Annotated in this window: 19 protein-coding genes; 9 read left to right on the forward strand and 10 right to left on the reverse strand. The window is 40.3% G+C overall.

What is annotated here, in order from left to right:
- Positions 1 to 28 precede the first annotated feature (28 nt).
- From ACJAT7_RS04530 to menA, 3 genes are all read right to left on the reverse strand, one after another.
- The gene (locus ACJAT7_RS04530) at positions 29 to 1,921 is read right to left on the reverse strand and encodes a methyl-accepting chemotaxis protein (RefSeq protein ID WP_415225610.1); all 1,893 of its coding nucleotides are present in this window, start codon (positions 1,919 to 1,921) and stop codon (positions 29 to 31) included.
- A gap of 281 nt (positions 1,922 to 2,202) precedes the next feature.
- Positions 2,203 to 4,299, reverse strand: a complete 2,097-nt coding sequence (fusA, locus tag ACJAT7_RS04535) for an elongation factor G (RefSeq protein ID WP_415225611.1) — start codon at positions 4,297 to 4,299, stop codon at positions 2,203 to 2,205.
- A 208-nt stretch (positions 4,300 to 4,507) separates the two neighbouring features.
- Positions 4,508 to 5,431: a 1,4-dihydroxy-2-naphthoate octaprenyltransferase gene (menA, locus tag ACJAT7_RS04540; protein ID WP_415225612.1), complete on the reverse strand. Its 924-nt coding sequence runs from the start codon at positions 5,429 to 5,431 to the stop codon at positions 4,508 to 4,510.
- A 133-nt stretch (positions 5,432 to 5,564) separates the two neighbouring features.
- Here menA and ACJAT7_RS04545 point away from each other — a divergent pair, with 133 nt between their 5' ends.
- From ACJAT7_RS04545 to ACJAT7_RS04565, 5 genes are all read left to right on the forward strand, one after another.
- Complete coding sequence (locus tag ACJAT7_RS04545) at positions 5,565 to 6,833, forward strand: isochorismate synthase (protein WP_415225613.1); 1,269 nt, start codon at positions 5,565 to 5,567, stop codon at positions 6,831 to 6,833.
- Positions 6,834 to 6,850: 17 nt separating this feature from the next.
- Positions 6,851 to 8,593 (forward strand): 2-succinyl-5-enolpyruvyl-6-hydroxy-3-cyclohexene-1-carboxylic-acid synthase, encoded by a 1,743-nt coding sequence (gene menD, locus ACJAT7_RS04550; protein ID WP_415225614.1) that lies wholly within the window; start codon positions 6,851 to 6,853, stop codon positions 8,591 to 8,593.
- The gene (gene menH, locus ACJAT7_RS04555) at positions 8,580 to 9,377 is read left to right on the forward strand and encodes a 2-succinyl-6-hydroxy-2,4-cyclohexadiene-1-carboxylate synthase (RefSeq protein WP_415225615.1); all 798 of its coding nucleotides are present in this window, start codon (positions 8,580 to 8,582) and stop codon (positions 9,375 to 9,377) included. Before menD ends, menH begins: the two co-directional genes overlap by 14 nt.
- 30 nt (positions 9,378 to 9,407) lie before the next feature.
- Complete coding sequence (menB, locus tag ACJAT7_RS04560; protein WP_415225616.1) at positions 9,408 to 10,250, forward strand: 1,4-dihydroxy-2-naphthoyl-CoA synthase; 843 nt, start codon at positions 9,408 to 9,410, stop codon at positions 10,248 to 10,250.
- Between the two features lie 334 nt (positions 10,251 to 10,584).
- The gene (locus tag ACJAT7_RS04565) at positions 10,585 to 11,190 is read left to right on the forward strand and encodes a peroxiredoxin C (protein ID WP_415225637.1); all 606 of its coding nucleotides are present in this window, start codon (positions 10,585 to 10,587) and stop codon (positions 11,188 to 11,190) included.
- Between the two features lie 122 nt (positions 11,191 to 11,312).
- Here ACJAT7_RS04565 and ACJAT7_RS04570 read toward each other — a convergent pair whose 3' ends face one another.
- Together ACJAT7_RS04570 and can are read right to left on the reverse strand one after the other, a co-directional pair.
- Complete coding sequence (locus ACJAT7_RS04570) at positions 11,313 to 11,618, reverse strand: c-type cytochrome (RefSeq protein ID WP_415225617.1); 306 nt, start codon at positions 11,616 to 11,618, stop codon at positions 11,313 to 11,315.
- A 68-nt stretch (positions 11,619 to 11,686) separates the two neighbouring features.
- Positions 11,687 to 12,316, reverse strand: coding sequence for a carbonate dehydratase (gene can / locus ACJAT7_RS04575; protein WP_415225618.1), 630 nt, complete (start codon positions 12,314 to 12,316; stop codon positions 11,687 to 11,689).
- A 68-nt stretch (positions 12,317 to 12,384) separates the two neighbouring features.
- On the opposite strand from can, the gene ACJAT7_RS04580 reads away from it, so the two are divergent.
- From ACJAT7_RS04580 to ACJAT7_RS04590, 3 genes are all read left to right on the forward strand, one after another.
- Positions 12,385 to 12,627, forward strand: a complete 243-nt coding sequence (locus ACJAT7_RS04580; RefSeq protein WP_415225619.1) for a YheU family protein — start codon at positions 12,385 to 12,387, stop codon at positions 12,625 to 12,627.
- Positions 12,628 to 12,863: 236 nt separating this feature from the next.
- Positions 12,864 to 13,502 (forward strand): cAMP-activated global transcriptional regulator CRP, encoded by a 639-nt coding sequence (gene crp, locus ACJAT7_RS04585; protein ID WP_415225620.1) that lies wholly within the window; start codon positions 12,864 to 12,866, stop codon positions 13,500 to 13,502.
- A gap of 128 nt (positions 13,503 to 13,630) precedes the next feature.
- Positions 13,631 to 14,461, forward strand: a complete 831-nt coding sequence (locus ACJAT7_RS04590) for an S-adenosylmethionine decarboxylase (protein ID WP_415225621.1) — start codon at positions 13,631 to 13,633, stop codon at positions 14,459 to 14,461.
- On the opposite strand, the gene ACJAT7_RS04595 is transcribed toward ACJAT7_RS04590, so the two are convergent.
- The 4 genes from ACJAT7_RS04595 to ACJAT7_RS04610 form a co-directional block, all read right to left on the reverse strand.
- A complete protein-coding gene (locus ACJAT7_RS04595) occupies positions 14,447 to 15,136 on the reverse strand; it encodes an SIMPL domain-containing protein (protein WP_415225622.1) in 690 nt (229 codons plus the stop codon). The two genes, ACJAT7_RS04590 and ACJAT7_RS04595, sit on opposite strands and share 15 nt — an antisense overlap.
- A 134-nt stretch (positions 15,137 to 15,270) precedes the next feature.
- On the reverse strand, positions 15,271 to 16,347 hold the full coding sequence (gene fbaA, locus ACJAT7_RS04600; RefSeq protein ID WP_415225623.1) for a class II fructose-bisphosphate aldolase: 1,077 nt from the start codon (positions 16,345 to 16,347) through the stop codon (positions 15,271 to 15,273).
- A 130-nt stretch (positions 16,348 to 16,477) separates the two neighbouring features.
- A complete protein-coding gene (locus ACJAT7_RS04605) occupies positions 16,478 to 17,650 on the reverse strand; it encodes a phosphoglycerate kinase (protein ID WP_415225624.1) in 1,173 nt (390 codons plus the stop codon).
- 395 nt (positions 17,651 to 18,045) lie between these two features.
- Positions 18,046 to 18,951, reverse strand: coding sequence for a LysR family transcriptional regulator (locus ACJAT7_RS04610; protein WP_415225625.1), 906 nt, complete (start codon positions 18,949 to 18,951; stop codon positions 18,046 to 18,048).
- 103 nt (positions 18,952 to 19,054) lie between these two features.
- On the opposite strand from ACJAT7_RS04610, the gene metE reads away from it, so the two are divergent.
- Positions 19,055 to 21,358 carry a 5-methyltetrahydropteroyltriglutamate--homocysteine S-methyltransferase gene (metE, locus tag ACJAT7_RS04615; RefSeq protein WP_415225626.1) on the forward strand — a complete coding sequence of 768 codons (2,304 nt, stop codon included), beginning with the start codon at positions 19,055 to 19,057 and terminating at the stop codon, positions 21,356 to 21,358.
- A 70-nt stretch (positions 21,359 to 21,428) separates the two neighbouring features.
- Here the strand turns inward: metE and ACJAT7_RS04620 are convergent, their stop codons facing one another.
- Entirely contained in the window at positions 21,429 to 22,616 is a 1,188-nt protein-coding gene (locus ACJAT7_RS04620; RefSeq protein ID WP_415225627.1) for a Wzz/FepE/Etk N-terminal domain-containing protein, read from the reverse strand.
- Between the last annotated feature and the right edge of the window lie 65 nt (positions 22,617 to 22,681).

Here is a 22,681-nt window from a genome sequence, read left to right on the forward strand (position 1 = left end):
CAGCGCCGTTAGTTTTGCTTATCCCGAGTTACACCTGAAAGGTTGAAACCTTCGCATTTAATGCATTAGCTTGTAAATTCAACTCACTTGATTGTAATTTAGCTAATGCAGCATCTTCGGTTAATTTATCGGTTACATCTTTAATGGATGTGGTATTTCTGGTTATTTCAGATGTCACCTGATTTTGCTCTTCCGATGCGGTAGCAATTTGGGTCGCCATATCACTAATCCCTTGTACCGATTCTTTGATTTTCGCTAAGGATTGTGCCGCCTGTTGTGCATCATCCACGGTTCCTTGTGCCAATAAAGAACTGCTGTTCATTAATGCCACTGCATTATTGGTACTCGTTTGCAATATTGCTGTCATTGACTGAATCTCTTCCGTTGAGCTATGAGTACGCTTTGCCAACCCTCGTACCTCATCCGCCACAACGGCAAAACCACGCCCTTGATCACCCGCTCTAGCCGCTTCAATAGCCGCATTAAGCGCTAATAAATTAGTTTGATCAGCAATACCTTGAATAGTTGCTAAAATGCCATCTATATCTTGAGCGTGTTGATGTAATTCACTAATAACTTCGGTAGCCTGGCCTATTTCTTCAGCCAAATTAGTAATTGAATTTTGCGTTTTTTCAACTTCTGATTGTCCCTTTTCAGCATAATCAGCAGAAGAGTATGCAGCTTGTGCCGTTTGCTCTGCATTTTGGGCAATCTCCTGTGTTGCAGATGACATCTCTGTCACTGCGGTAGCAACCATAGAAACCTCTTGTTGCTGTAATTCTAACTCTTTAACCGATTCATTCGCGCGGCGTTCGCTCTCTTGAGCCTCATGTTTAAGTTGCTCAGCCTGAGCGAAAATATCGCGAATAAGCAATTGTAAACTTGCCATAAACTGATTGAAATGGGTAGCTAACGCCCCTACTTCATCGTTACTATCAATCTCAATACGCTGCGTTAAATCGCCCCCACCCTGTGCAATAATTTCCAGAGCTCGAGACACCTTTTTTAGTGGTTTAAACAGATAATTACAAAACAAATTAAAGAACAATAAACAAAGCGCAACAATAATCAGAGTGGCCAATAATTGCTCCCAAAGCGCGCTTATCAGCGGAGCAACAACAGACTCTTTATTAATGACCACAATTGTTTGTAAACGAGTTCCTTTAATTGGCGCGACATAGACATAACTTTCTTGATTCGCAACCGTCATGGTCTGCAATTTATAATCCACTGCGGATAGATTTGATCGTTCTCGACTCAAGGCAGGATCCAGCGAACTAAGCGGTTTATTTAATAATTCGGTATTAGCATGAGCGAAAATAGTGCCTTTAGCCGTTGCGATAAACATATAACTCGTTCCCGGCAATACGGCGCTTTGTAACTGCTCAATAATATCGCCAATCTGCACATCTGCGCCTACAATCGCAGTTTCGCCTAAAACTTGAACGGTTTTCCCGAGTGAAACTACGTACTCTCCCGTTGCTGCTGCAATCGTTGGATTGTCCATAAAGACCTCTTGTGGATTCGCCATGGCATTTTTATACCATCCCCATTTTCTAGGATCATCATTGCCGGGAGGTAAAATGACGCCATTTGCATTTTTTTGACTACCATCTTTAAAGGCCAAAAACACATTATCAAAACCGGCACCGATACGAAGCTGCTGTAGATGTTTTTCTAACTGATCGCGTTCTGCACTAGCAGGCAGTGATTTTAAACCGCTGCCCTTTGCAGAAAGCCAATCAGTTACATATCGATTATAGTAACTAGTACTACTTAAAAGTCGCTGATTTAATTCAATATCTAATCGTTTAAGGGAGCTTTGAAAAGAGATAGCCATCACTAATATGGCACCGATTAAAATGGCAAAACTAGCAGAAAAAGCCAACTTCTGCTTAAGAGTAATTTGCTTGAAAATCATAACGTAATAAACCTTATTATGGAGTGTCAATCATTTGCAATTAATATTATGATTTAAAAATGAGATTGAAAACATCTGAAAAAAACTAATAAATATAATCTACAAAGGGAGTACTGAAACACTTTACTGCTCGATTTATCCAGTGATAATCAAATTGTTGAATAAATAACAAAAGACCAGCTCTGGTTTAAAAAACAAAAAGTCCTGCAGGTAAAAATAAAAAATCCCCCGTAACTTACATTACGAGGGATACATTAAAATATTTTATTAATTAAAATAGATTATTTTTTAGCAGCGGCTTTATCTGCTTTAACTTTCTCAATAACAGCTTCAGCTACGTTGTTCGGACAAGGCATGTAGTGTTTGAACTCCATAGAGAACTGACCACGACCTGAAGTCATTGTACGTAAAGAACCAATGTAACCAAACATTTCTGAAAGTGGTACGTCAGCTTTAATACGAGCACCAGTAGATCCCGCTTCTTGACCAGCGATCATACCACGACGACGGTTAAGGTCACCGATAACATCACCAACGTGATCATCCGGTGTAAATACGTCTACAGACATGATCGGCTCAAGAAGTTGTGCACCCGCTTTAGGGATAGACTGACGGAATGCACCACGTGCTGCTAGTTCAAATGCTACAGCAGATGAATCCACCGCGTGGAAACCACCATCATAAAGTTCGATTTCAACATCAAGTACTGGGAAGCCGGCAAGTACACCAGTATCCATCATACCCTTGAAGCCTTTCTCAATCGCAGGGAAGAATTCTTTAGGTACGTTACCACCAACAACTTTAGAGGTAAATGCGAAACCAGTACCTGGTTCACCAGGCTTGATACGGTAATCAATTTTACCGAACTGACCAGAACCACCAGATTGTTTCTTATGCGTGTATGAATCTTCAATTTCTTTGGTGATTGTTTCACGGTAAGCAACTTGAGGTTCACCAACGACTAGATCAACGCCATAGGTACGCTTAAGGATATCTATTTTGATATCTAAGTGAAGCTCACCCATACCAGAGAGGATTGTTTCACCTGAATCGATATCAGTTTCAACTTTGAATGTTGGATCTTCTGCAACCATTTTACCGATAGCAATACCCATTTTCTCTGTTGAACCTTTATCTTTAGGTGTTACAGAGATAGAGATTACTGGATTAGGGAAGACCATTGCTTCTAAAACAATCGGATGTTTAGGATCACATAATGTGTGACCTGTTTGCACGTTGTTCTTCATACCAACGATAGCGATGATATCACCCGCTTGTGCTGATGTTAGCTCTTTACGCTCATCTGCCTGCAACTCAACCATACGGCCAACACGCTCAGTTTTACCTGTGAATGAGTTAAGGATTGTATCGCCTTTCTTCAACGTACCAGAGTAGATACGTACGAATGTAAGCGAACCAAAACGGTCATCCGTAATTTTGAATGCTAACGCTTTGAATGATTCCTCTGCCGAAACGATTGCGAATTCACCATTTGGCGTGCCTTCTTCATCTGTAAGCGGTTGTGGATCAACTTCAGCTGGAGCCGGTAGGTAATCAACAACAGCGTCAAGAATGTTTTGCACACCTTTGTTTTTGAATGCACTACCACAGTAAGTCGGGAAGAAATCCATGGTACGTGTACCTTTACGGATACAAAGTTTAATTTCTTCCAAAGAAGGCTCAATACCTTCTTCTAAATACGCTTCCATTAGATCATCGTCTTGCTCAACAGCAGTTTCGATCAGTTTTTCACGGTATTCTTCAGCCAAATCAACCATATCAGCAGGAATATCAGTGATTTCGTAGTTTTCTGGAAGACCCGTGTCATCCCAGATATATGCTTTACGTGTTAATAGATCAACAACACCACTGAACTCGTCTTCGATACCGATTGGCAGTACCATTATTAGTGGGTTAGCACCTAGTACAGTTTGAGTTTGCTTAACAACACGGTAAAAATCAGCACCCATACGGTCTAATTTGTTTACGAAGATAATACGTGCAACTCGTGAGTCATTCGCGTAACGCCAGTTAGTTTCTGATTGCGGCTCAACACCACCACTACCACAGAATACGCCGATGCCACCATCCAAAACTTTAAGTGAACGGTAAACTTCTACTGTAAAGTCAACGTGTCCAGGAGTATCGATAACGTTTAAACGGTGATCTTTCCAGAAACAAGTTACCGCTGCAGACTGGATAGTAATACCGCGCTCAGCTTCCTGGTCCATGAAGTCAGTTGTAGATTCTCCATCATGTACTTCACCCGTTTTATGGATTGTACCGGTAAGTTTTAGGATACGCTCTGTTGTTGTAGTTTTACCCGCATCAACATGGGCAAAAATACCAATATTTCTGTATTTACTTAAATCTTTCATTTTGTATACTCTTTAGTAAAAAATCGAATCAATATTCCGGCAGCATTATACAATCTTTGCAGTTAAACAGAACACGGAATTAAAAATAAATAGAAAATATGTTGCTTTTTTAGTCATTATTTAGCTTGATTTTAAAAAAGTAAGCCTAAATAACGGAAAAAGTACATTTTCAGTTTACTAAGCAATCAATTTTTGAAAAAAAAAGTCATTAATTGATTGGAATTAGTACCAAGGCAAACAGCACAGAAAAAATAAATGTACTTAAGGCAGTATTTTTTAATTCTCTATTAAACAGTTCACCATCACGAAGATCATCGAGGATAGCCCGATACAAAGAGCAGCAACTTTTGCTCAGCGGCAGCACAGAAAATAAAAAAATAAATTGCCAGATCTGTGTGTTTCCGCTATTGATTAAATACAAACAGGCTAATAAAGGCGCTGTAAAAACAAGCAGCAGATGATAGATAAAAGCAGATTTACGCCCCAATAAAACCACCAGCGTAGTTTTGTTTGCGGCTTTATCACTGTACATATCGCGCATATTATTAATATTTAAAACCGCGACGGATAACATGCCGATACTGCATGCCGGCAACAGCAACCAATAACTAAAGGTCAGCGCGTACAGGTAATAGCTTCCTGCGACACCTAATAAACCGAAGAAGATAAAGACAGCAAGGTCGCCCAAGGCATAATAACCATAAGCGAGTTTACCCATGGTATAGGAGATAGCCGCGCTGATCGCAAGCAGGCCAAATAACAGAAACAGTAACCAGCTCTGCAAATCACTGCCTAAAGCCACCACCAGTAAACTCACCCCGGATATAAAACAGAGCACAGTGGTTAGGATAATCGCCTTTTTCATACAGATCTGACTAATAAAGCCAGTTTGCATTGCACGCGGAGGTCCGACACGCGATTCATTATCAGCGCCTGAGATCGCATCACCATAATCATTAGCAAGATTAGATAAAATTTGTAATAACAAAGCGGTAACAAGCGCTAAGCTAAAAATAAGTGGATCAAATAGTTGCGCCTGCAGAGCAAGGCCAGCGGCCAAAATGATCGAGGATGCAGCAAGGGGTAATGTACGTAAACGTAAGGCGCTTATCCAAACAGAAACCTTATTCATCAAAATTTTCCTAAGTATGCTTCATTATCTGTTATTCCAACTAGGAATAAGGGGTTAATCGCGCTACATTAACAAACCTAATTTCAGAATACCAATATCCCCCGTTGGTCGCAGCGAGCGAAGCTTTAAATCCATGATTAATTATATCAACGATCAATTACAAAAATTTGCAAAAGAACAGGGTGATAAACCGGACTTTAATTTAGTTATTCCTGTTGCAACTGTTAATCTATTGGCTTTATTAAAAGGGCAATCTCTTGCCGATAATCCGATCTATCCTGCAATATATTGGCAAGATAAAGAGCAGAAACAGACCATTGCTTGCTTAGGGCAGATAGAAGAGAGTAATAATATTCCACTACCGCTCGATCAAGCCTGCTATTTTGGCGGGCTCGCTTTCCAGCAACAGGGGCCGCAATGGGAAGACTTTCCGGCGACGCGTTTTATTCGCCCGGCATTGGAATTTAAACAGTGCCAACAAAAGTTAACCCTAACCTGCCATTTTAACGGGTTGCACTCAATTCAAGAGACGATAGAACTGGTCAATCGATTGCAGAAAGCGCACCCGTTAACAGCGGTGAATAACACTATCATCTCGCGCAAAGATCGCCCCAATCAGAAACAGTGGGCGGATTTGGTGGATCTGGCTATCGAATATAAAGCATTATTACCAAAAGTTGTTTTATCACGTGAAACTGAGCTTCTCTGTAATAAAAGTGTCAACCATTTAGATCTGCTTGATCAATGGCAACAAGCGAACCCCAATAGTTTCCATTTCAGTTTCCAGTTTTCAAAAAAACATGCCTTTATTAGTTGCTCTCCAGAGCGTCTTTTTTGCCGGGAAAACCGCACACTCAAAACAGAAGCCTTAGCAGGCACCATTAACAGAGGCCGCAATGAACGGGAAGATGCTTTTTTATCACAAAGCCTGTTAACGGATAAAAAAATAGATCGTGAGAACTATCTGGTACAAGAGTTTATAATCTCTAATCTTAAGCAGTTAAAAGCACAGGTCTCATGCGAAAATGCACAGGTTATGCAGCTGCATAATGTGCAGCATTTATGCGTACCGATTAATGCCCTCTTAAATGCACACACTACAGATGCCAACCTTCTCCATAAACTTCACCCAACGCCTGCTGTCGGCGGCTGTCCGAAACTTCCGGCGGCGCAGTTTATCAATGATAATGAGCCTTACCGGCGAGGCTGGTATGCCGGTGCGGTGGGCTATTTAAACAAAGATAAAAGTGACTTTAGTGTCGCCATTCGCAGTGCCTTAATTACAGACAATAAAATCAAACTGTTTGCAGGTGCAGGTATCGTCACAGGCTCTATTGCAAGCCAAGAGTGGCAAGAACTAGACAATAAAATTCATACCATTTTAGCTATTTTATCGGCCTAAAAAGAGCGTAAATAAAGATGAGCGAAGGATCAGTAAACAGTGCAACATTTCCACAAACCTTTCCTAATATTAATTTGTTATGGGCGGCACTTTTTATCGAAGAGTTAGTACGCAATGATATCCATGATTTTTGTATCGCACCGGGCTCTCGGTCAACCCCTTTAACATTAGCCGCCGCCACACATAAACAGGTCAATACACATGTTCACTTTGACGAACGAGGACTGGGTTTCTTTGCACTCGGCCTTAGTTTATCAAGCCATAAACCAGTGGTTATTATCACCACATCCGGCACTGCGGTAGCAAACCTTTACCCAGCTGTTATTGAAGCTAAACACAGCGGTATCCCGCTGATTATATTGTCCGCCGACAGACCGCCTGAGTTAATTAACTGCGGTGCAAATCAAGCGATTGATCAACACGCTATTTTTACCCATTATCCGGTTTTTTTCAGGCAGATCCCAAGCCCGACACTAGAGATAAAACCCAATTATCTTTTAACCACTATTAATCAGGGACTGGTTAAGCAGAGAAACACGCCCGCACCTATCCATTTTAATCTCGCTTTTTCTGAGCCGTTCTACCCACAACATACTAGCGTTAACTACCGGAAATATTTATCACCCTTGAAAAAATGGTCAACTAGTAAGCAAGCTTTCACTTGCTATCTTCGGCCGCAAATGGCTGAGGCAGCAAGTTCTCATCTGCAGCTTTCGGGTAAAAAAGCACTGATCATTGTTGGTCGTCTGGAAGACAGCAATCAGGCCCAATTGATTGCTGAATTTGCGAAAAAGAATCACTATCCGCTGCTCGCAGATATTCAATCATCACTCACTGGCGTTGAAAACAATCTCTTTTATTATGACATTGCGCTGCTCAATAAGCGCTTTCAAGAACAGCTAGCTGACGCAGATATTATTATTCAGTTTGGCGATAAACTTATCTCTAAACGCTTAACCCTATTTATCAGGCAGTTTGATGGTGAATATTGGTTGGTACAAAAAGGGGATCAATGTATTGATCCTGACCATCAACTAACAAAACGTTTTGCCAATGACGCCAGTCAATGGATTGCAGCGCATTCAAAAACACTGCCAGTAACAGATGAGAACTGGCTAGTGATGCTTACTCAGCAGCATCAGCAAATTTCACAACAAATTATAAAGCCCTTTCTGGCAAATGAGATGCTTTGTGAAATCAATATCGTTGCCGCATTAGATAAATTACTGCCAGACAATAAACCGCTATTTATCGGTAACAGTATGCCGATTCGCATAGCAGATATGTTTATGAAAAAAAACCGGGGGCCTGTTTTTAGTAATCGGGGAGCGAGTGGCATTGACGGCTTACTCGCTACGGCCGTGGGAGTCGCCAAAAACGCACAGCAGGTTACCACCCTGTTAATAGGCGACACCTCTTTTCTTTATGATTTAAATTCTTTGACGCTATTAAAGCAGCTTAATCACCCTTTTATTATCATAGTTATTAATAATGATGGGGGGGCAATATTTAATTTACTCCCCGTACCCGCCCAACAAAAACAACAGTTTTACCAACTGCCGCATGGCTTGACCTTTGCGGATACCTGCAAACAATTTTCTATCAATTATTACCAGCCAAGCCGAGTTGATGAATTCAAAAGTAATTATCAAAAAGCGTTAAAAAACGAGATCTCTTTAATTGAAGTTTGCGTTAAAAACGACCAAACTAGTGAGCAACTTGAATATATTAAAGAGCAGATAAAAAATGCCACTTTTTAGTCAGACACAAGGTAAAGCCGAAAATCCCACGCTGGTTTTTTTACATGGTTTTTTAGGGAATTCTGATGAGTGGTCAGAAACAATTGACCATCTTAAAACCGACTACTATTGTGTCTGTTTAGATCTGCCTGGACATGGCCATTCAGTCACCAGCACCCCCCCGTTAGAAGAGGGATTTGCATACTGTCACCGTTTGATTAGACAAGCATTGGATGATTTGGAAGTTAAGCAATATAGCCTTATTGGTTACTCCCTTGGCGGACGCATTGCGCTTGATTATGCGCGAACCCAAAACGATCCTTATTTACAGCACCTGATTTTAGAGTCTTGCCATACCGGACTGACGACACAAGCAGATAAAGAGCAACGCTACAAACATGATCTTAATTGGGCAAAGCGCTTTGCTACAGAAAGTGTTATGCAAAGCGTATATGAATGGTATGAACAAGCTATTTTCAGTGATCTTTCTTGCCAGGAAAAAGATCTTTTCATTAAAAAACGAAGCCATAACTATGGTGTCTGCTTAGCCAATATGCTGCTGGCAACAAGCCTCTCGAAACAAACTGATATTTTACCCTATCTGCAAAACAACAGCTTAAAAGTAAAACCATTAACCATTGCTTACTGTTTTGGTGAAAGAGATCTGAAATTTAAAAAAATAGCGGATAAATTATCCCGTCAAACAGATGTTAAGGTGACTGAGTTTGATGCTGTAGGCCATAATATTCATCATCAATCTCCTCTAAAATATGCACAGTATATAATGCAGCAGATAACAATATGATTTTTCGCTAACAACAAATATGAGATAAAAATGCCGGAACAAAATTTCTATGCGCCCATAACTTGGGGAAAGAGTGAACTGGAGTTCACCGATATTATTTACAACAAAGCCGATGGCATTGCTAAAATCACCATTAACCGTCCGCAAGTGCGTAATGCCTTTCGCCCACATACAGTTAACGAGATGATGCAGGCACTAAATGATGCGCGTTACGATAATAAAATTGGCGTCATTATTTTAACAGGTCAAGGTGACCTAGCCTTTTGTTCAGGCGGTGATCAAAGCGTTCGCGGTGATTCTGGATATAAAGACGAAATGGGTGGCCATCACCTTAATGTATTAGATTTTCAACGACAAATCCGTACTTGCCCCAAACCCATTATTGCCATGGTTGCAGGTTATGCCGTTGGCGGCGGTCATGTTTTACATATGATGTGTGATTTAACCATCGCAGCAGACAACGCTCAATTTGGTCAAACCGGCCCCAAAGTGGGCTCCTTTGATGGCGGCTGGGGAGCGAGCTATATGGCACGTATCGTTGGCCAGAAAAAAGCGCGCGAAATATGGTTCTTATGTCGCATGTATGATGCGCATGAAGCTGTTGATATGGGATTGGTGAATACTGTTGTACCTTTAGCGGACTTAGAAAAAGAGACCGTTAAATGGTGCCGCGAGATACTGCAAAACAGCCCCATGGCATTGCGTTGTTTAAAGGCTGCGCTTAATGCCGATTGCGATGGCCAAGCCGGTTTACAAGAATTAGCAGGCAATGCCACTATGCTATTTTACATGAGTGAAGAGGGCCAGGAAGGTCGCAACGCATTTAATGAAAAGCGTAAACCCGACTTTTCTAAATATGGTCGTAACCCTTAAGTTAAAATTATATCCAAGCTACTTCAAAATGCAGATTCAGAGCTTCGCTCGGATGCTAGAACAAGGCGATAACCTCCATTATTGCCTTTTAGCTCCCTGCATTCCTAGGCAGAGAATACTTAATTTAAATAATAGCCAAAAAACAACTATACCAAAATCGCATGAAGACACAGCTTTAGAGTGTTTTAGGTATACCCCATCACAAATTAATTTTTAATAGTAAAAAACTATTGATCTAATTGGTATAAACAATTCGATTCTGCCTATACTTTCGCGCATGCTAGAGCAATAAACAGCAAGTAAAATATGACTTATTATTCACTAAGAGGAAAGTATTATGGTATTAGTAGGCAAGCAAGCACCTGATTTTACAGCAGCAGCTGTACTGGGCAATGGCGAAATTGTAGATAGCTTTAACCTTAAAGAGGCTACTGCCGGTAAAGAAGTCGTTATCTTTTTCTACCCTCTTGATTTCACTTTTGTATGTCCTTCTGAGTTAATTGCATTCGATAAACGTTTTGGTGAATTCCAGGCGCGTGGTGTTGAAGTAATTGGTATTTCAATTGATTCTCAATTCACGCATAACGCATGGCGCAATACAGACATCAATAATGGTGGCATCGGCGCAGTTCAATACCCATTGGTTGCAGATGTTAAACATGAAATTTGTAAAGCCTATGATGTTGAGCTAGAAGAAGCTGGCGTTGCACTGCGCGGTTCATTCTTAATCGATAAAAATGGTGTGGTACGTCATCAAGTCGTTAACGATCTTCCTCTCGGCCGCAATATCGATGAAATGCTGCGAATGGTTGATGCACTTCAATTCCACGAAGAGCACGGTGAAGTATGTCCTGCACAATGGGCGAAAGATAAAGCAGGTATGGTAGAGTCGACAGAAGGTGTTGCTAAATACTTAGCTGAGCACAGTGACGATCTGTAATAACAGCAGAGAAGCAATATAACTAGAAACGGCCTCTTAATCGAGGCCGTTTTTTTATCTGAAACTGACTAAAGCAGCAGAGAAAAAGTGAGATCTGCAATCATCATTTCTGATCAGTATCATTATTTTAATGATGCGTAATATGCAGCTAAGTTTGCCATATCTGCATCAGATAAAAGATCCGCTTGCGGTTTCATAATTGCAGACATTCCTCCTTGGCGTTGTCCCGACTTATAAGCTTTTAATGACCCATATAAATACGCCTCTTTCTGCCCTTTTAAGTTTGGGTAAATAGGTATGGCTGAGACGCCGTCCGCGCCATGACAGACGGAACAAACCGCTGATTTAGCTTTACCTGCATTTATATCTGCGGCAGATACTGTGCTAGCTAATGTTAAACTGCATAAAACAAATAATAGTTTTTTCATTAAAAAATCGTCCTTAATTTTGTTTAAATCATTCTTTGTTGTGAATCTTTCTTTTTAACCATCATAACTTATCTAATATGGTACAGATCATTGATCTTATCCAAATTATCAAAATTCATATTAAGATCTTTTAAACGCCCGTCTTTCACTGAATAAATAAACCCATGCACAGTTAATTCCTGTCCCCTTGACCAAGCCTCCTGAACACATGTGGTATGGCAAACATTTTTTGCCTGCTCAATAACATTAAGCTCGGTTAAATGATTCATGCGCTGATCTTCCGTCATCTCATCACTAAAGCTGTCGCTGTATTTTACATAGGTATCTTTAATGTTACGCAGCCATCCATCAATCAAATCAAACGACTGCTTTTGCATCGCCGCCTTAATACCGCCACAATCATAATGCCCGGTTACGATAATATGTTTCACTTGCAATATATCCACTGCATATTGAATAACAGACATACAACTTAAATCTGTGTGCACAACTAAATTGGCAATATTACGATGGACAAAGATATCACCCGGCATCATCCCTAACAGTTGAATTGCAGGGACACGGCTATCTGAACAACCAATCCATAAGTAATCAGGTGACTGTTGTTCCGCTAGTTGTGAAAAAAAAGTAGGATCTTCTTTATTTATTTTTGCAGCCCACTGCTCATTACTCTTTAATAAATCGTCTAATACGCTCATACTTCACCATATGCCCAAATATAAGAATCTACTTTAACATTAATTAGCACTCACGTTGTAGGAGAGACATGCTTATACCCTATCAGGATCTAGATTTAGATACGTTAAATAACTTGATCGAATATTTTATATTACGAGAGGGAACGGACTACGGAGAACAGGAAGTTTCTTTGCCCGAAAAAAGAGAAAAGGTACTACAACAATTAAAAAAAGGAAGCGTTGTTATCTTATATTCAGAGCTTTCTGAAAGTGTCACGCTCATTCATCAAAATCAACTTAATCAACAAATGCAATTAATGGATGGACAATAATCGACCATTACATTTAATCAACTGCATCAACATAGACTAAAACAATCATTTTATTTATAAAATGTTTTTGTTTTCTGACAAAGATCTAATTTATTGAAGAACATAAAAGGATAAATGTTATCGACGACACGTAAAAAGAGATACAATTAGGCTTATAACTATTATTAAACTCTTGCTATACAAAAGAATAACAAGAGATAGCAAATTAGCTATTCAATACCGATTAAGGGAACTTTATGATCATCACCAAACCTCAAGCCGATCCTACGTTAGAGTGGTTTCTATCACACTGCCATACACATAAATACCCGGCTAAAAGCATGCTTATCCACGCAGGTGAGAAAGCCGATACGCTTTACTTTATCGTCAAAGGATCTGTTGCTGTTTTGATCAAAGATGAAGATGGTAAAGAGATGATCTTATCCTACTTAAACCAAGGTGACTTTCTGGGGGAATTGGGGTTATTTGATAAAGAAGAAAATCCAATTCGCAGTGCTTCTGTAAAAGCAAAATCTTCTTGTGAAGTTGCTGAAATTTCTTATAAGAAGTTTACTCAACTTATCACAGTTAACCCTGAAATTTTAATGCGCTTATCACGCCAAATGGCTAACCGTTTACAAATTACTAGCCAAAAAGTAGGTAACTTAGCATTCTTAGATGTTACAGGCCGTATCGCAAATACACTGCTTGATCTTGCAAAACAACCTGATGCGATGACGCACCCAGATGGAATGCAAATCAAAATCACTCGTCAAGAGATCGGCCAAATTGTTGGCTGCTCACGCGAAACTGTTGGACGAATCCTGAAAATGCTTGAGGAGCAAGGTTTAATCTCTGCTCACGGCAAAACCATCGTTGTATTTGGTACGCGCTAAACCAAACTACTTATTATCTAAAAAGCCGCTTCATTGCGGTTTTTTTATATCTGCAATTCTTTTATGCATTGCGCTAAACTACCGCTATTAAATTTTGAAATGACATAAAAAAGCAGGTATTAAATTAAATGTTTTATGAAGGCACTGAAAAACGTTTAGAGATCACTCTCAAACAAAATGAGATGTTGCAATTTCCTGAGCAGTTTTGGAAAACAATGGTTGAACAAGCAGGCGCTTTTATCCTATCTAAAATAGAAAATGAACATATCCGTGCTTATCTGTTATCAGAATCAAGTTTATTTATTTGGAAGAATAAACTGCTGCTGCTCACCTGTGGAAATACCCACCTTGTTAATGCCGCGCATTTTTTTCAAAAAAATATTGCCAAAGAAAAAATTCAATCCCTGTTATTTCATCGTCACCAGCCAGCTCAACCCGAATTGCAAAAAAGTAACTTTGCACAAGACAGCGTGCTTTTAAATTCACATTTACAGGGGATTACGCAGCACTGGCAAGGGAAATATCAGGGGGATCTGTTTTTCTTCGGGGAGAGCGCAGCAGCAGATCTGCACAGCAAACATATTTTGATGTTGCATGGTTTGTCGGGCCTTTTTGCAAAAATTCTGCAAACCGGTGAGGCTTCAACTGAGCAGATAGAAGTGACACTTGCTGTCGCTGAATTTTTTCCTAAGCTACTGATAGACCAATTTACCTTCCATCCCAAAGGTTACTCATTAAATGCCATTGATGGGCATAATTACTTAACCATTCATATCACCCCTGAAAGGTTAAGTACCTATTTGAGTTTAGAAAGCAGCTTTGACAGGCAAATAATGCAACCTTTTATAAACCACCTTCTCACCCTATTTCAGCCACTACAAAGTAACTTAATGTTTTTTAATAAAGAGGCTAAAGGCGATTTACAGATAAGCCTCTCCGATCCCCTAAGGTTTCAATAAAAAAACAGCCTGTACACGGTCGCTTAACTTGATTTTTTTTATCTGGTAAGTTGTGGCCGCCATTTCACTTTGCATTGTCCTCATCATTACAGGACGAGAATAAGAATCTTGGTAATTCACAGAATATATTTTCCCTAACTCAGACTTGTAAGCCTGTGCCAAAACAGATCCCTTTTCCATTGAATCGTCCACTGCCATCAGACGAACTTTAAGCTGCCATGCATCTGGCGATTGCAGTCCATATTGCAACGGCTCAATCGAATCAATATTCGCACTTAATAGCGCATCTAAGAAATGACTGACTTTATTAATATCGGTTAATAGATAAGTTAAATCACGTGTTGCACGGATCCCTAGCAGTGTGCGTTTATCTTTTTGGTAATCATATTCTGCTCGAATATAAAGATCTGCACTTTCTAGTTTTTCACTGTTAAATCCGGCTTTTTTTAGGTTTGCCAATAATGTGGATACCTGCTGATCAACCCTGCTTTTAGCAAGTGTGCCACTGGGCTCTATCGCTGATGCATGAAATTTGATAATAACCTGATCGGGTGTCACCTCAAGTTCAGCGCTTCCGGTTACCGAAATAGAGGGAGCATCCGGTATTGAATCCGCTAAACTGGAAGTGCAAAAAACAGAAATAACTGTAATCAATAAATATTGCCAATAACGCATAACAGTTCCTCTCAATAGAATGGGTTAACCTATGACGTAGTTTAGTTAATTAGTTTTCTTTGGGCAAAAAAAAACCGGCTATTAAGCCGGCTCTCTGAATTTAAAGTCCCCTGCAGGTATGCAGGGCAATTAAATTATAATACGTCGATTGCGTTAAGATCTGAGAATGCTTTCTCAAGACGTGCAACCATAGACTCTTGACCAGCACGTAACCATGCACGTGGATCGTAGTATTTCTTGTTAGGCGCATCTGCACCCGTTGGGTTACCGATTTGGCCTTGTAAGAAATCATGGTTTTTAGCATCATAACCACGAACACCATCCCAACATGCCCACTGCGTATCTGTATCGATGTTCATTTTGATAACACCGTAACCGATAGACTCTTGAATTTCAGCTTCAGATGAACCAGAACCACCGTGGAATACGAAGTTTAAGCTGTTAACTGGAAGAGCGTGCTTCTCAGAAACAAATGCTTGTGAATCACGTAAAATAGTTGGCGTTAGTTTAACGTTACCTGGTTTGTAAACACCGTGTACGTTACCAAAAGAAGCCGCGATAGTGAAACGTGGGCTAATTTTAGAAAGTTCAGTGTATGCGTAATCAACTTCAGATGGTTGAGTATAAAGTAATGAATCATCCATATCAGAGTTATCAACACCGTCTTCTTCACCACCAGTACAACCTAGTTCAATCTCAAGCGTCATACCCATTTTAGCCATACGCTCTAGGTATTTAGCACAAGTTGCGATATTTTCTTCTAGAGGCTCTTCAGAAAGATCAAGCATGTGTGAAGAGAAAAGAGGTTTACCAGTTTCTGCAAAGTGAGCTTCACTTGCAGTTAGTAGTCCGTCGATCCAAGGAAGCAATTTTTTAGCTGCGTGGTCAGTATGAAGAATAACTGGAACACCGTAAGCTGCTGCCATTGCGTGAACGTGTTTAGCACCAGAAACCGCGCCAAGAACAGCTGCTTCTTGACCTTCAAGTTTAAGACCTTTACCTGCGTTAAATACTGCGCCGCCGTTAGAGAACTGAATAACAACTGGAGCTTTAACTTTAGCTGCTGCTTCAAGTACTGCATTGATTGAATCGCTGCCAATAACGTTTACCGCAGGAAGTGCAAATTTGTTTTCTTTTGCAACTGCAAATACTTTTTGTAAGTCATCACCAGTGATAACACCAGGTTTTACAACGTCTAAAATCTTAGTCATGAGGATAATCCTATTTAGTTAAATTAAATACTGCTAAATTTCGGGCATAATATACCACAATAAGGTGATAAAAAACACACGAATAAAAGTCCCAAGTAAAGCGAGAGTTTATCTCGCTTTATTTGCTTTCTTAGTTGCTTGCACGTGACTCTAACATCGCCACAGCCGGTAATACTTTACCTTCAACGAACTCAAGGAACGCGCCACCACCAGTAGAGATGTAAGAAACATCTGCTGCGATACCGAATTTATCGATAGCAGCCAATGTATCACCACCGCCTGCAACAGAGAAACCTGCTGATTCAGCAATCGCTTTAGAGATACCGGCAGTACCCGCTTCAAAGTTTTTGAATTCAAATACGCCAACAGGGCCATTCCAAAGAATTGTTTTGGCACCCTTAATTATATCAGCAAGCACTTTAGTTGAATCTGGGCCTAAATCGAAGATCATGTCATCATCTTGTACATCTGCAACATTTTTGATTACTGCTTCTGCATTTTCATCAAATGCTTTTGCACATGCAACATCTGTTGCAACTGGAATTGCACACTCAACCATTAATCTTTTAGCTGTTTCAACCAGATCTGCTTCATACAATGATTTACCAACATTATGGCCTTGTGCCGCAATAAAGGTATTAGCAATACCACCACCAACAACCAGTTGGTCAGCAATTTTAGATAAAGACTCAAGTACTGTCAGTTTAGTCGATACTTTAGAGCCACCCACGATTGCCACTAATGGACGAGCGGGGTTATCCATCGCTTTACCTAGCGCTTCAAGTTCAGCTGCAAGTAATGGACCTGCACAAGCAACGTCAGCAAACTTAGCGATACCGTGAGTAGATGCCTGTGCACGGTGAGCCGTACCGAATGCATCCATAACATAAACGTCACAAAGCGCCGCAAGCTGTTTGCTTAAGACTTCTTCATCTTTTTTCTCGCCTTTGTTAAAACGCACGTTTTCAAGCACTACTACTTCGCCTTCATTAAGATCCAGGCCATTTAAGTAATCAGTTGCTAAACGAACAGGTACATCTAATGCTTCGTTTAAGTAATCCACAACAGGTTGTAATGTAAATGCTGCATTTTCTTCTGCAGTGCCACCTTCAACTGGACGACCCAGGTGAGAGGTAATCATCACTTTAGCGCCTTTTTCTAACGCCAATTTAATTGTTGGGATAGAAGCACGGATACGTGCATCAGATGTTACTTTTCCATCTTTAATTGGAACATTAAGATCTTGACGGATAAATACACGTTTGCCGGCTAGATCTAAATCAACCATTTTTTTTACTGACATGATATGCCCTCTCATTTGATTTTAAAATTACAGAATTCTGAATCCACTGCCTGAACATTCATTCAAGCGAAGCTACCACACTATCTCTTAGTTAAGCATTTCCCGCTCAACTGCTATTTAAGAGAGCATTATAGACGAAAGTTTTTGTTACATCGATCACAATTGGGGATAATCTACCTTTTTCCAATGGCCGGGGGGGTGATTTGCATCATTTTCTGTCACTTTTTTTAGAAATGAGTAAAAAAACAAGATAAATTATTTATTATGCAAGCGATGCCTGAATTTATTAAAACAAAAATTTTCTTGTTAATTTATCTGCTTTTCTGTAGCAATATCTCTATTTACAAACCGTTATCGCTTAAATATCTTGCTGTTTTTCTAAAGAGAATAAGGCACTACTCAGTGAATCGCGGAGCTAACGCATTTTTTTTACCGAACTCAATAAAATTATTGATATACGTTATGCTCTGATCCTGCTTTTTAATCATTGCATATAATGTTTTATGGATGCCTTTGTTACCTAAACGTAATTTTTTTACACCGTACTGTTCACTGGAACTGTCTGCCAGCCACTCCGGCAGTACACAAACACCTCGCTGATATTCAACCATCTGTAACATAATCGCTAATGACTCTATCTGTTTGTGCCCTTTGGGCTGCACCTTTGCAGGCCATAAAAATTGCTGATAAATATCCAAACGTTGCTTTTCAATGGGAAAAGTAAAGAGCACCTCACTTTGTAATTGTTCGGCTGAAACATCTCTTTGTTTGGCCAATGGATGCTTATCTGAAACAAGCAAAACCTGCTCATAATCAAATAGTGGGTAGTGCTGCAATAACTTATGGTCGATCTTATCGGGTGTTATCAGTAAATCCACATGATGGTTAAGCAGCCCTTCAATACCGGAAAAATGAAATTGTCTGATGATATCAATGTCGACATTCGGCTGCCGCTGCAGAGAGTGCGCGACCACTTGTGTCAGCCACTCATTGCATGGGAAGCACTCGACACCTATCCGCAGCAGCCCCTCTACTCCGTCTCCCATTGCTTTTAAAGCCTGTTCGGTTTGCAATAAAGTAGGCAGCACTTTTTTTGCTGTTTGCAGTAACAGCTCCCCCGCGGCGGTTAAACGCAATCGGCGGCCATAGCGTTGCCATAACTTCACATTCAATTTTTTCTCTAAATAGCGGATTTGGTGAGACAGCGCAGATTGCGTTAAACAAAGTGCATCAGCGGCCTGAGTTAATGTCCCCTTTTCATGCAGGGCAAGCATGATTTTAAGATGTGACGGCTCGATCATTATGAATAAACCTCATCGATTGCAGATAAAACATCATTATTTTTCATGATTGATAGTACCCATAATCACTTTCTACTTCAACCATAACGATAAGAGATAAAAAATGGCACAACTGCATCACTTAGGATTTCCACGTATCGGCAATAAGCGCCAACTGAAATTTGCTCAAGAAAAATTTTGGTCAGGTGAAATCACAGAAGCGCAACTCTACGCAACCGCTGCCGAGCTGCGCCAAAACAACTGGCTTGAACAGCAGGAATTATCCCTGGATCTGCATACTGTAGGTGATTTTTCACTCTACGATCAAGTACTCGACAGCAGCTTTTTAGTGGGCAATATTCCAGCGAGGGCCAAACAAAGTGAAGATGATAATTCCTTGGATAACTACTTCCGCGTGGCACGCGGACGATCGCAGAGCAAAAGCTGCTGCTCGGCAATTGATAGCAATGAGGGTGAAACACAGGCGGGGGAGATGACCAAATGGTTTAATACAAATTACCATTACATAGTGCCTGAATTTGATGCGCAAACGACCTTTACCTTAAATGCGGATAATTTACTTGGCCAGATTGCAGAGCTACAGCTGCTAAATAAAAATGTAAAACCCGTTATTATCGGCCCCGTTACTTATTTGTGGTTGGGTAAAGAAAAAGACCAGAGCAATAAATTAGATCTGCTTCCCGCTTTACTAGAAATTTACGCACAGCTTTTCATTTTACTCGAAGAGAAAGGGATTGAATGGCTACAAATTGATGAGCCCATATTAGTAATGGAAATAGATAAAAAGTGGCAGAGTGCGCTGCAGCATGCATATCAAAAGTTAGCACAATCAAAGCTTAAACTATTATTAACCACTTATTTTGGTGAGCTTAAAGACAATCTAAAACTGGCCTGTGAACTGCCTGTTGCCGGATTGCATCTTGACGCTGTGAACGCGCGCCATGAAGTTAAACCCGCCATTAGCTATCTGGGCAAAGATAAAGTGTTATCACTGGGCATCATCAACGGCTGCAATATCTGGAAAACCGATCTTAATACCACCCTAGCCTGGCTAACACCTATCCATAACCAATTAAAAGAGCGTTTATGGATTGCACCCAGCTCATCGTTATTGCATGTGCCGGTAGATCTTAATAGCGAGCAGAAGTTCGACAGTGAAATTAAATCATGGTTAGCCTTTGCCACTCAGAAACTTCAGGAATTAAAGGTCTTAGGCTGCGCTTTAAACCAAGGAGCTGACTCTGTTAGCAGTGCTCTTGAGGAAAACAGGTTAGCACTGCAAAAGCGCAGTAACAGCACGCGCGTTAATAAGCCAAAAGTGCAATTACGAGTAGCGGGTATCAGCAGCACGCTGGGTGAACGTAATAACGATTTTACGCAGCGCGCCGCTATTCAGCACTCTTATTTAAATTTGCCAAACTACCCGACCACGACCATCGGCTCATTCCCGCAAACCAATGATATTCGCGCAACGCGCAAAGCCAAACGTTTGGGTGAAATCAGCGCCGCTCAATACAAAAACAGCATGCAACAATCGATTGAACTTTGTATTAACGAGCAACATGCTATTGGGCTTGATGTGTTAGTCCATGGCGAAGCCGAGCGCAATGACATGGTGGAATACTTCGGTGAGCTACTTGATGGTTTTGCTTTTACGCAGTTCGGCTGGGTACAGTCCTACGGCTCCCGTTGCGTTAAACCCCCTATCTTGTTTGGCGATGTTTCACGCCCACAAGCGATGACTGTCGAATGGGCAGAATACGCGCAATCATTGACAAAAAAACAGGTAAAAGGGATGTTAACCGGCCCTGTGACTATTCTAAACTGGTCATTTGTACGTGATGATCAAGCGCTGCAGATAACCTGCAATCAAATTGCACTGGCAATTCGAGATGAAGTATTAGATCTGGAAAAAGCGGGCATTAATATTATTCAAATTGATGAGGCTGCTCTGCGTGAAAAGTTACCTCTGCATCGTTCTAAATGGTCTGAATACCTCGCTTGGGCAATCCAAGCATTTCGTATCACGGCCAACGGCGTTGAAGATAAAACCCAGATCCACACGCATATGTGCTATTCCGAATTTAACGATATTATTGCTGCAATAGCAGAGATGGATGCGGATGTGTTAACCATTGAAACATCCCGATCTGATATGGAATTACTGGATATATTTGAAGAGTTTAACTATCCCAATGCAATTGGGCCCGGTGTTTATGATATCCATTCTCCTAACACACCAACTATCGAGCAGATGGTGCAGTTAATGAAAAAAGCAGCGCTGCGCATTCCAGCAGAGCAGTTATGGGTCAATCCGGATTGCGGTCTAAAAACCAGACAGTGGCATGAAGTAAAACCGGCACTAAAAAACATGGTAGAGGCAGCTAAATTGCTGCGTGCTGGCTAAGCTAACGCGACAGGAATAGTAAGTAAAAAGGCGCAATTTAATTGCGCCTTTTTAAATGAAAAGCGAACGATTAATTTTCCTGTTTTTTAGTCATAAAGTAGTGCACTAAGGCAATAAAGATAGACAGCATACCTGCCAGCAGTGTCGCTAAAATAACAATTAACGCACGTTTAGGTGCCGCGCGGTTTAAGGGCTCTTCAACAACCTCTAAATACCGATAAGGAATAAAAGAGCGATCATCGGCAAACTCTAATTTATTTAATGCATCAAGTGTGATTGCCATAGTTGCCAGAGAGGGCGCTAAAACGCTTAAATCCTGAATCGATTTTAAAACATTAATTTTAGCTTTTAAGGCCTTTTCACCGAGATTAATTTGAAATAATTCATCCTCTTTATTGAGGTTGGTTTTGTATTCAACTAAACCTGAATGGGAAGCAATCTGATAAGCATATTCGGTTTTTTGTAATAAAATAGCTAACTCTCGCGCGGCTCTTTGCTCGGTCATCGACAATGAAACTTGCAACTCATTTTTTGCTGAATCAACAAATAATAAAAACTTTTCAACTTGATTTTGTTTGACATTTTCGCCAATAAAAAGAATATATTCATTTAATAATTCAGCAGAAGATGCTTTCGTTGCACTGCGAAAAGATAACGCCACTTCAGATGTTTTACTGTCAAATGTAGCATTTATCTCTTTCATCCAATGATTTAATACCATCAAATAATTCTGACGACTTTCTTGGTCCGATGCTCGTCTTTCCTTGCTTGGAACTGATATCTGCTGCGCCTGTAAGTAGGCTAAAAAAGCACTGTTTTTTTCTAAAAAGTTCTTTTTATTGATTGATGAATTAAATGCATTAATAAAATTTTTAAATAATGTCTCCGGCTCAAAAAGCTCAACCAGTTCTTTAGATACTTGTTTCGTATTATTATTATTATCATTATCATTATTAAATAAATCATTGGCATTCAATATCGCACTTACTTTGTTACTTTGAGCGTAAAGTGCAGCCACATCATTTACCTGAGGCGCAATCACCTTGCCTTTAGCGACCCACCACTCTTGCGCATTTAACGCATAAAAAACAGATCCGATAATGGCCAAAGTGCAAAGTGCAACCGTTAGCCATTTGTAATCCCAGATAACCTTGATAAGTTCACGCAAATCGATCTCATCATCTTGGTAGTCAGCTTGATAAATAGGTTTATTCACATCTTGCTGGTTTAAATTGTTTTTTGTGTCTCTCTGGGTCATCTTATAAATTCTTATATAAATAAAAAGTAAAGGTCAAATATGGGTGTGATTATACTGAAACAAGG

Origin of the sequence: Psychromonas sp., from assembly GCF_047632995.1 — a bacterium.
GTDB lineage: Bacteria > Pseudomonadota > Gammaproteobacteria > Enterobacterales > Psychromonadaceae > Psychromonas.

Coding starts and splice junctions, on each gene's coding strand:
- ACJAT7_RS04530 (WP_415225610.1), bottom strand. CDS start 1,921: ATGATTTTCAAGCAAATTACTCTTAAGCAGAAGTTGGCTTTTTCTGCT.
- fusA (WP_415225611.1), bottom strand. CDS start 4,299: ATGAAAGATTTAAGTAAATACAGAAATATTGGTATTTTTGCCCATGTT.
- menA (WP_415225612.1), bottom strand. CDS start 5,431: ATGAATAAGGTTTCTGTTTGGATAAGCGCCTTACGTTTACGTACATTA.
- ACJAT7_RS04545 (WP_415225613.1), top strand. CDS start 5,565: ATGATTAATTATATCAACGATCAATTACAAAAATTTGCAAAAGAACAG.
- menD (WP_415225614.1), top strand. CDS start 6,851: ATGAGCGAAGGATCAGTAAACAGTGCAACATTTCCACAAACCTTTCCT.
- menH (WP_415225615.1), top strand. CDS start 8,580: ATGCCACTTTTTAGTCAGACACAAGGTAAAGCCGAAAATCCCACGCTG.
- menB (WP_415225616.1), top strand. CDS start 9,408: ATGCCGGAACAAAATTTCTATGCGCCCATAACTTGGGGAAAGAGTGAA.
- ACJAT7_RS04570 (WP_415225617.1), bottom strand. CDS start 11,618: ATGAAAAAACTATTATTTGTTTTATGCAGTTTAACATTAGCTAGCACA.
- can (WP_415225618.1), bottom strand. CDS start 12,316: ATGAGCGTATTAGACGATTTATTAAAGAGTAATGAGCAGTGGGCTGCA.
- ACJAT7_RS04580 (WP_415225619.1), top strand. CDS start 12,385: ATGCTTATACCCTATCAGGATCTAGATTTAGATACGTTAAATAACTTG.
- crp (WP_415225620.1), top strand. CDS start 12,864: ATGATCATCACCAAACCTCAAGCCGATCCTACGTTAGAGTGGTTTCTA.
- ACJAT7_RS04590 (WP_415225621.1), top strand. CDS start 13,631: ATGTTTTATGAAGGCACTGAAAAACGTTTAGAGATCACTCTCAAACAA.
- ACJAT7_RS04595 (WP_415225622.1), bottom strand. CDS start 15,136: ATGCGTTATTGGCAATATTTATTGATTACAGTTATTTCTGTTTTTTGC.
- fbaA (WP_415225623.1), bottom strand. CDS start 16,347: ATGACTAAGATTTTAGACGTTGTAAAACCTGGTGTTATCACTGGTGAT.
- ACJAT7_RS04605 (WP_415225624.1), bottom strand. CDS start 17,650: ATGTCAGTAAAAAAAATGGTTGATTTAGATCTAGCCGGCAAACGTGTA.
- ACJAT7_RS04610 (WP_415225625.1), bottom strand. CDS start 18,951: ATGATCGAGCCGTCACATCTTAAAATCATGCTTGCCCTGCATGAAAAG.
- metE (WP_415225626.1), top strand. CDS start 19,055: ATGGCACAACTGCATCACTTAGGATTTCCACGTATCGGCAATAAGCGC.
- ACJAT7_RS04620 (WP_415225627.1), bottom strand. CDS start 22,616: ATGACCCAGAGAGACACAAAAAACAATTTAAACCAGCAAGATGTGAAT.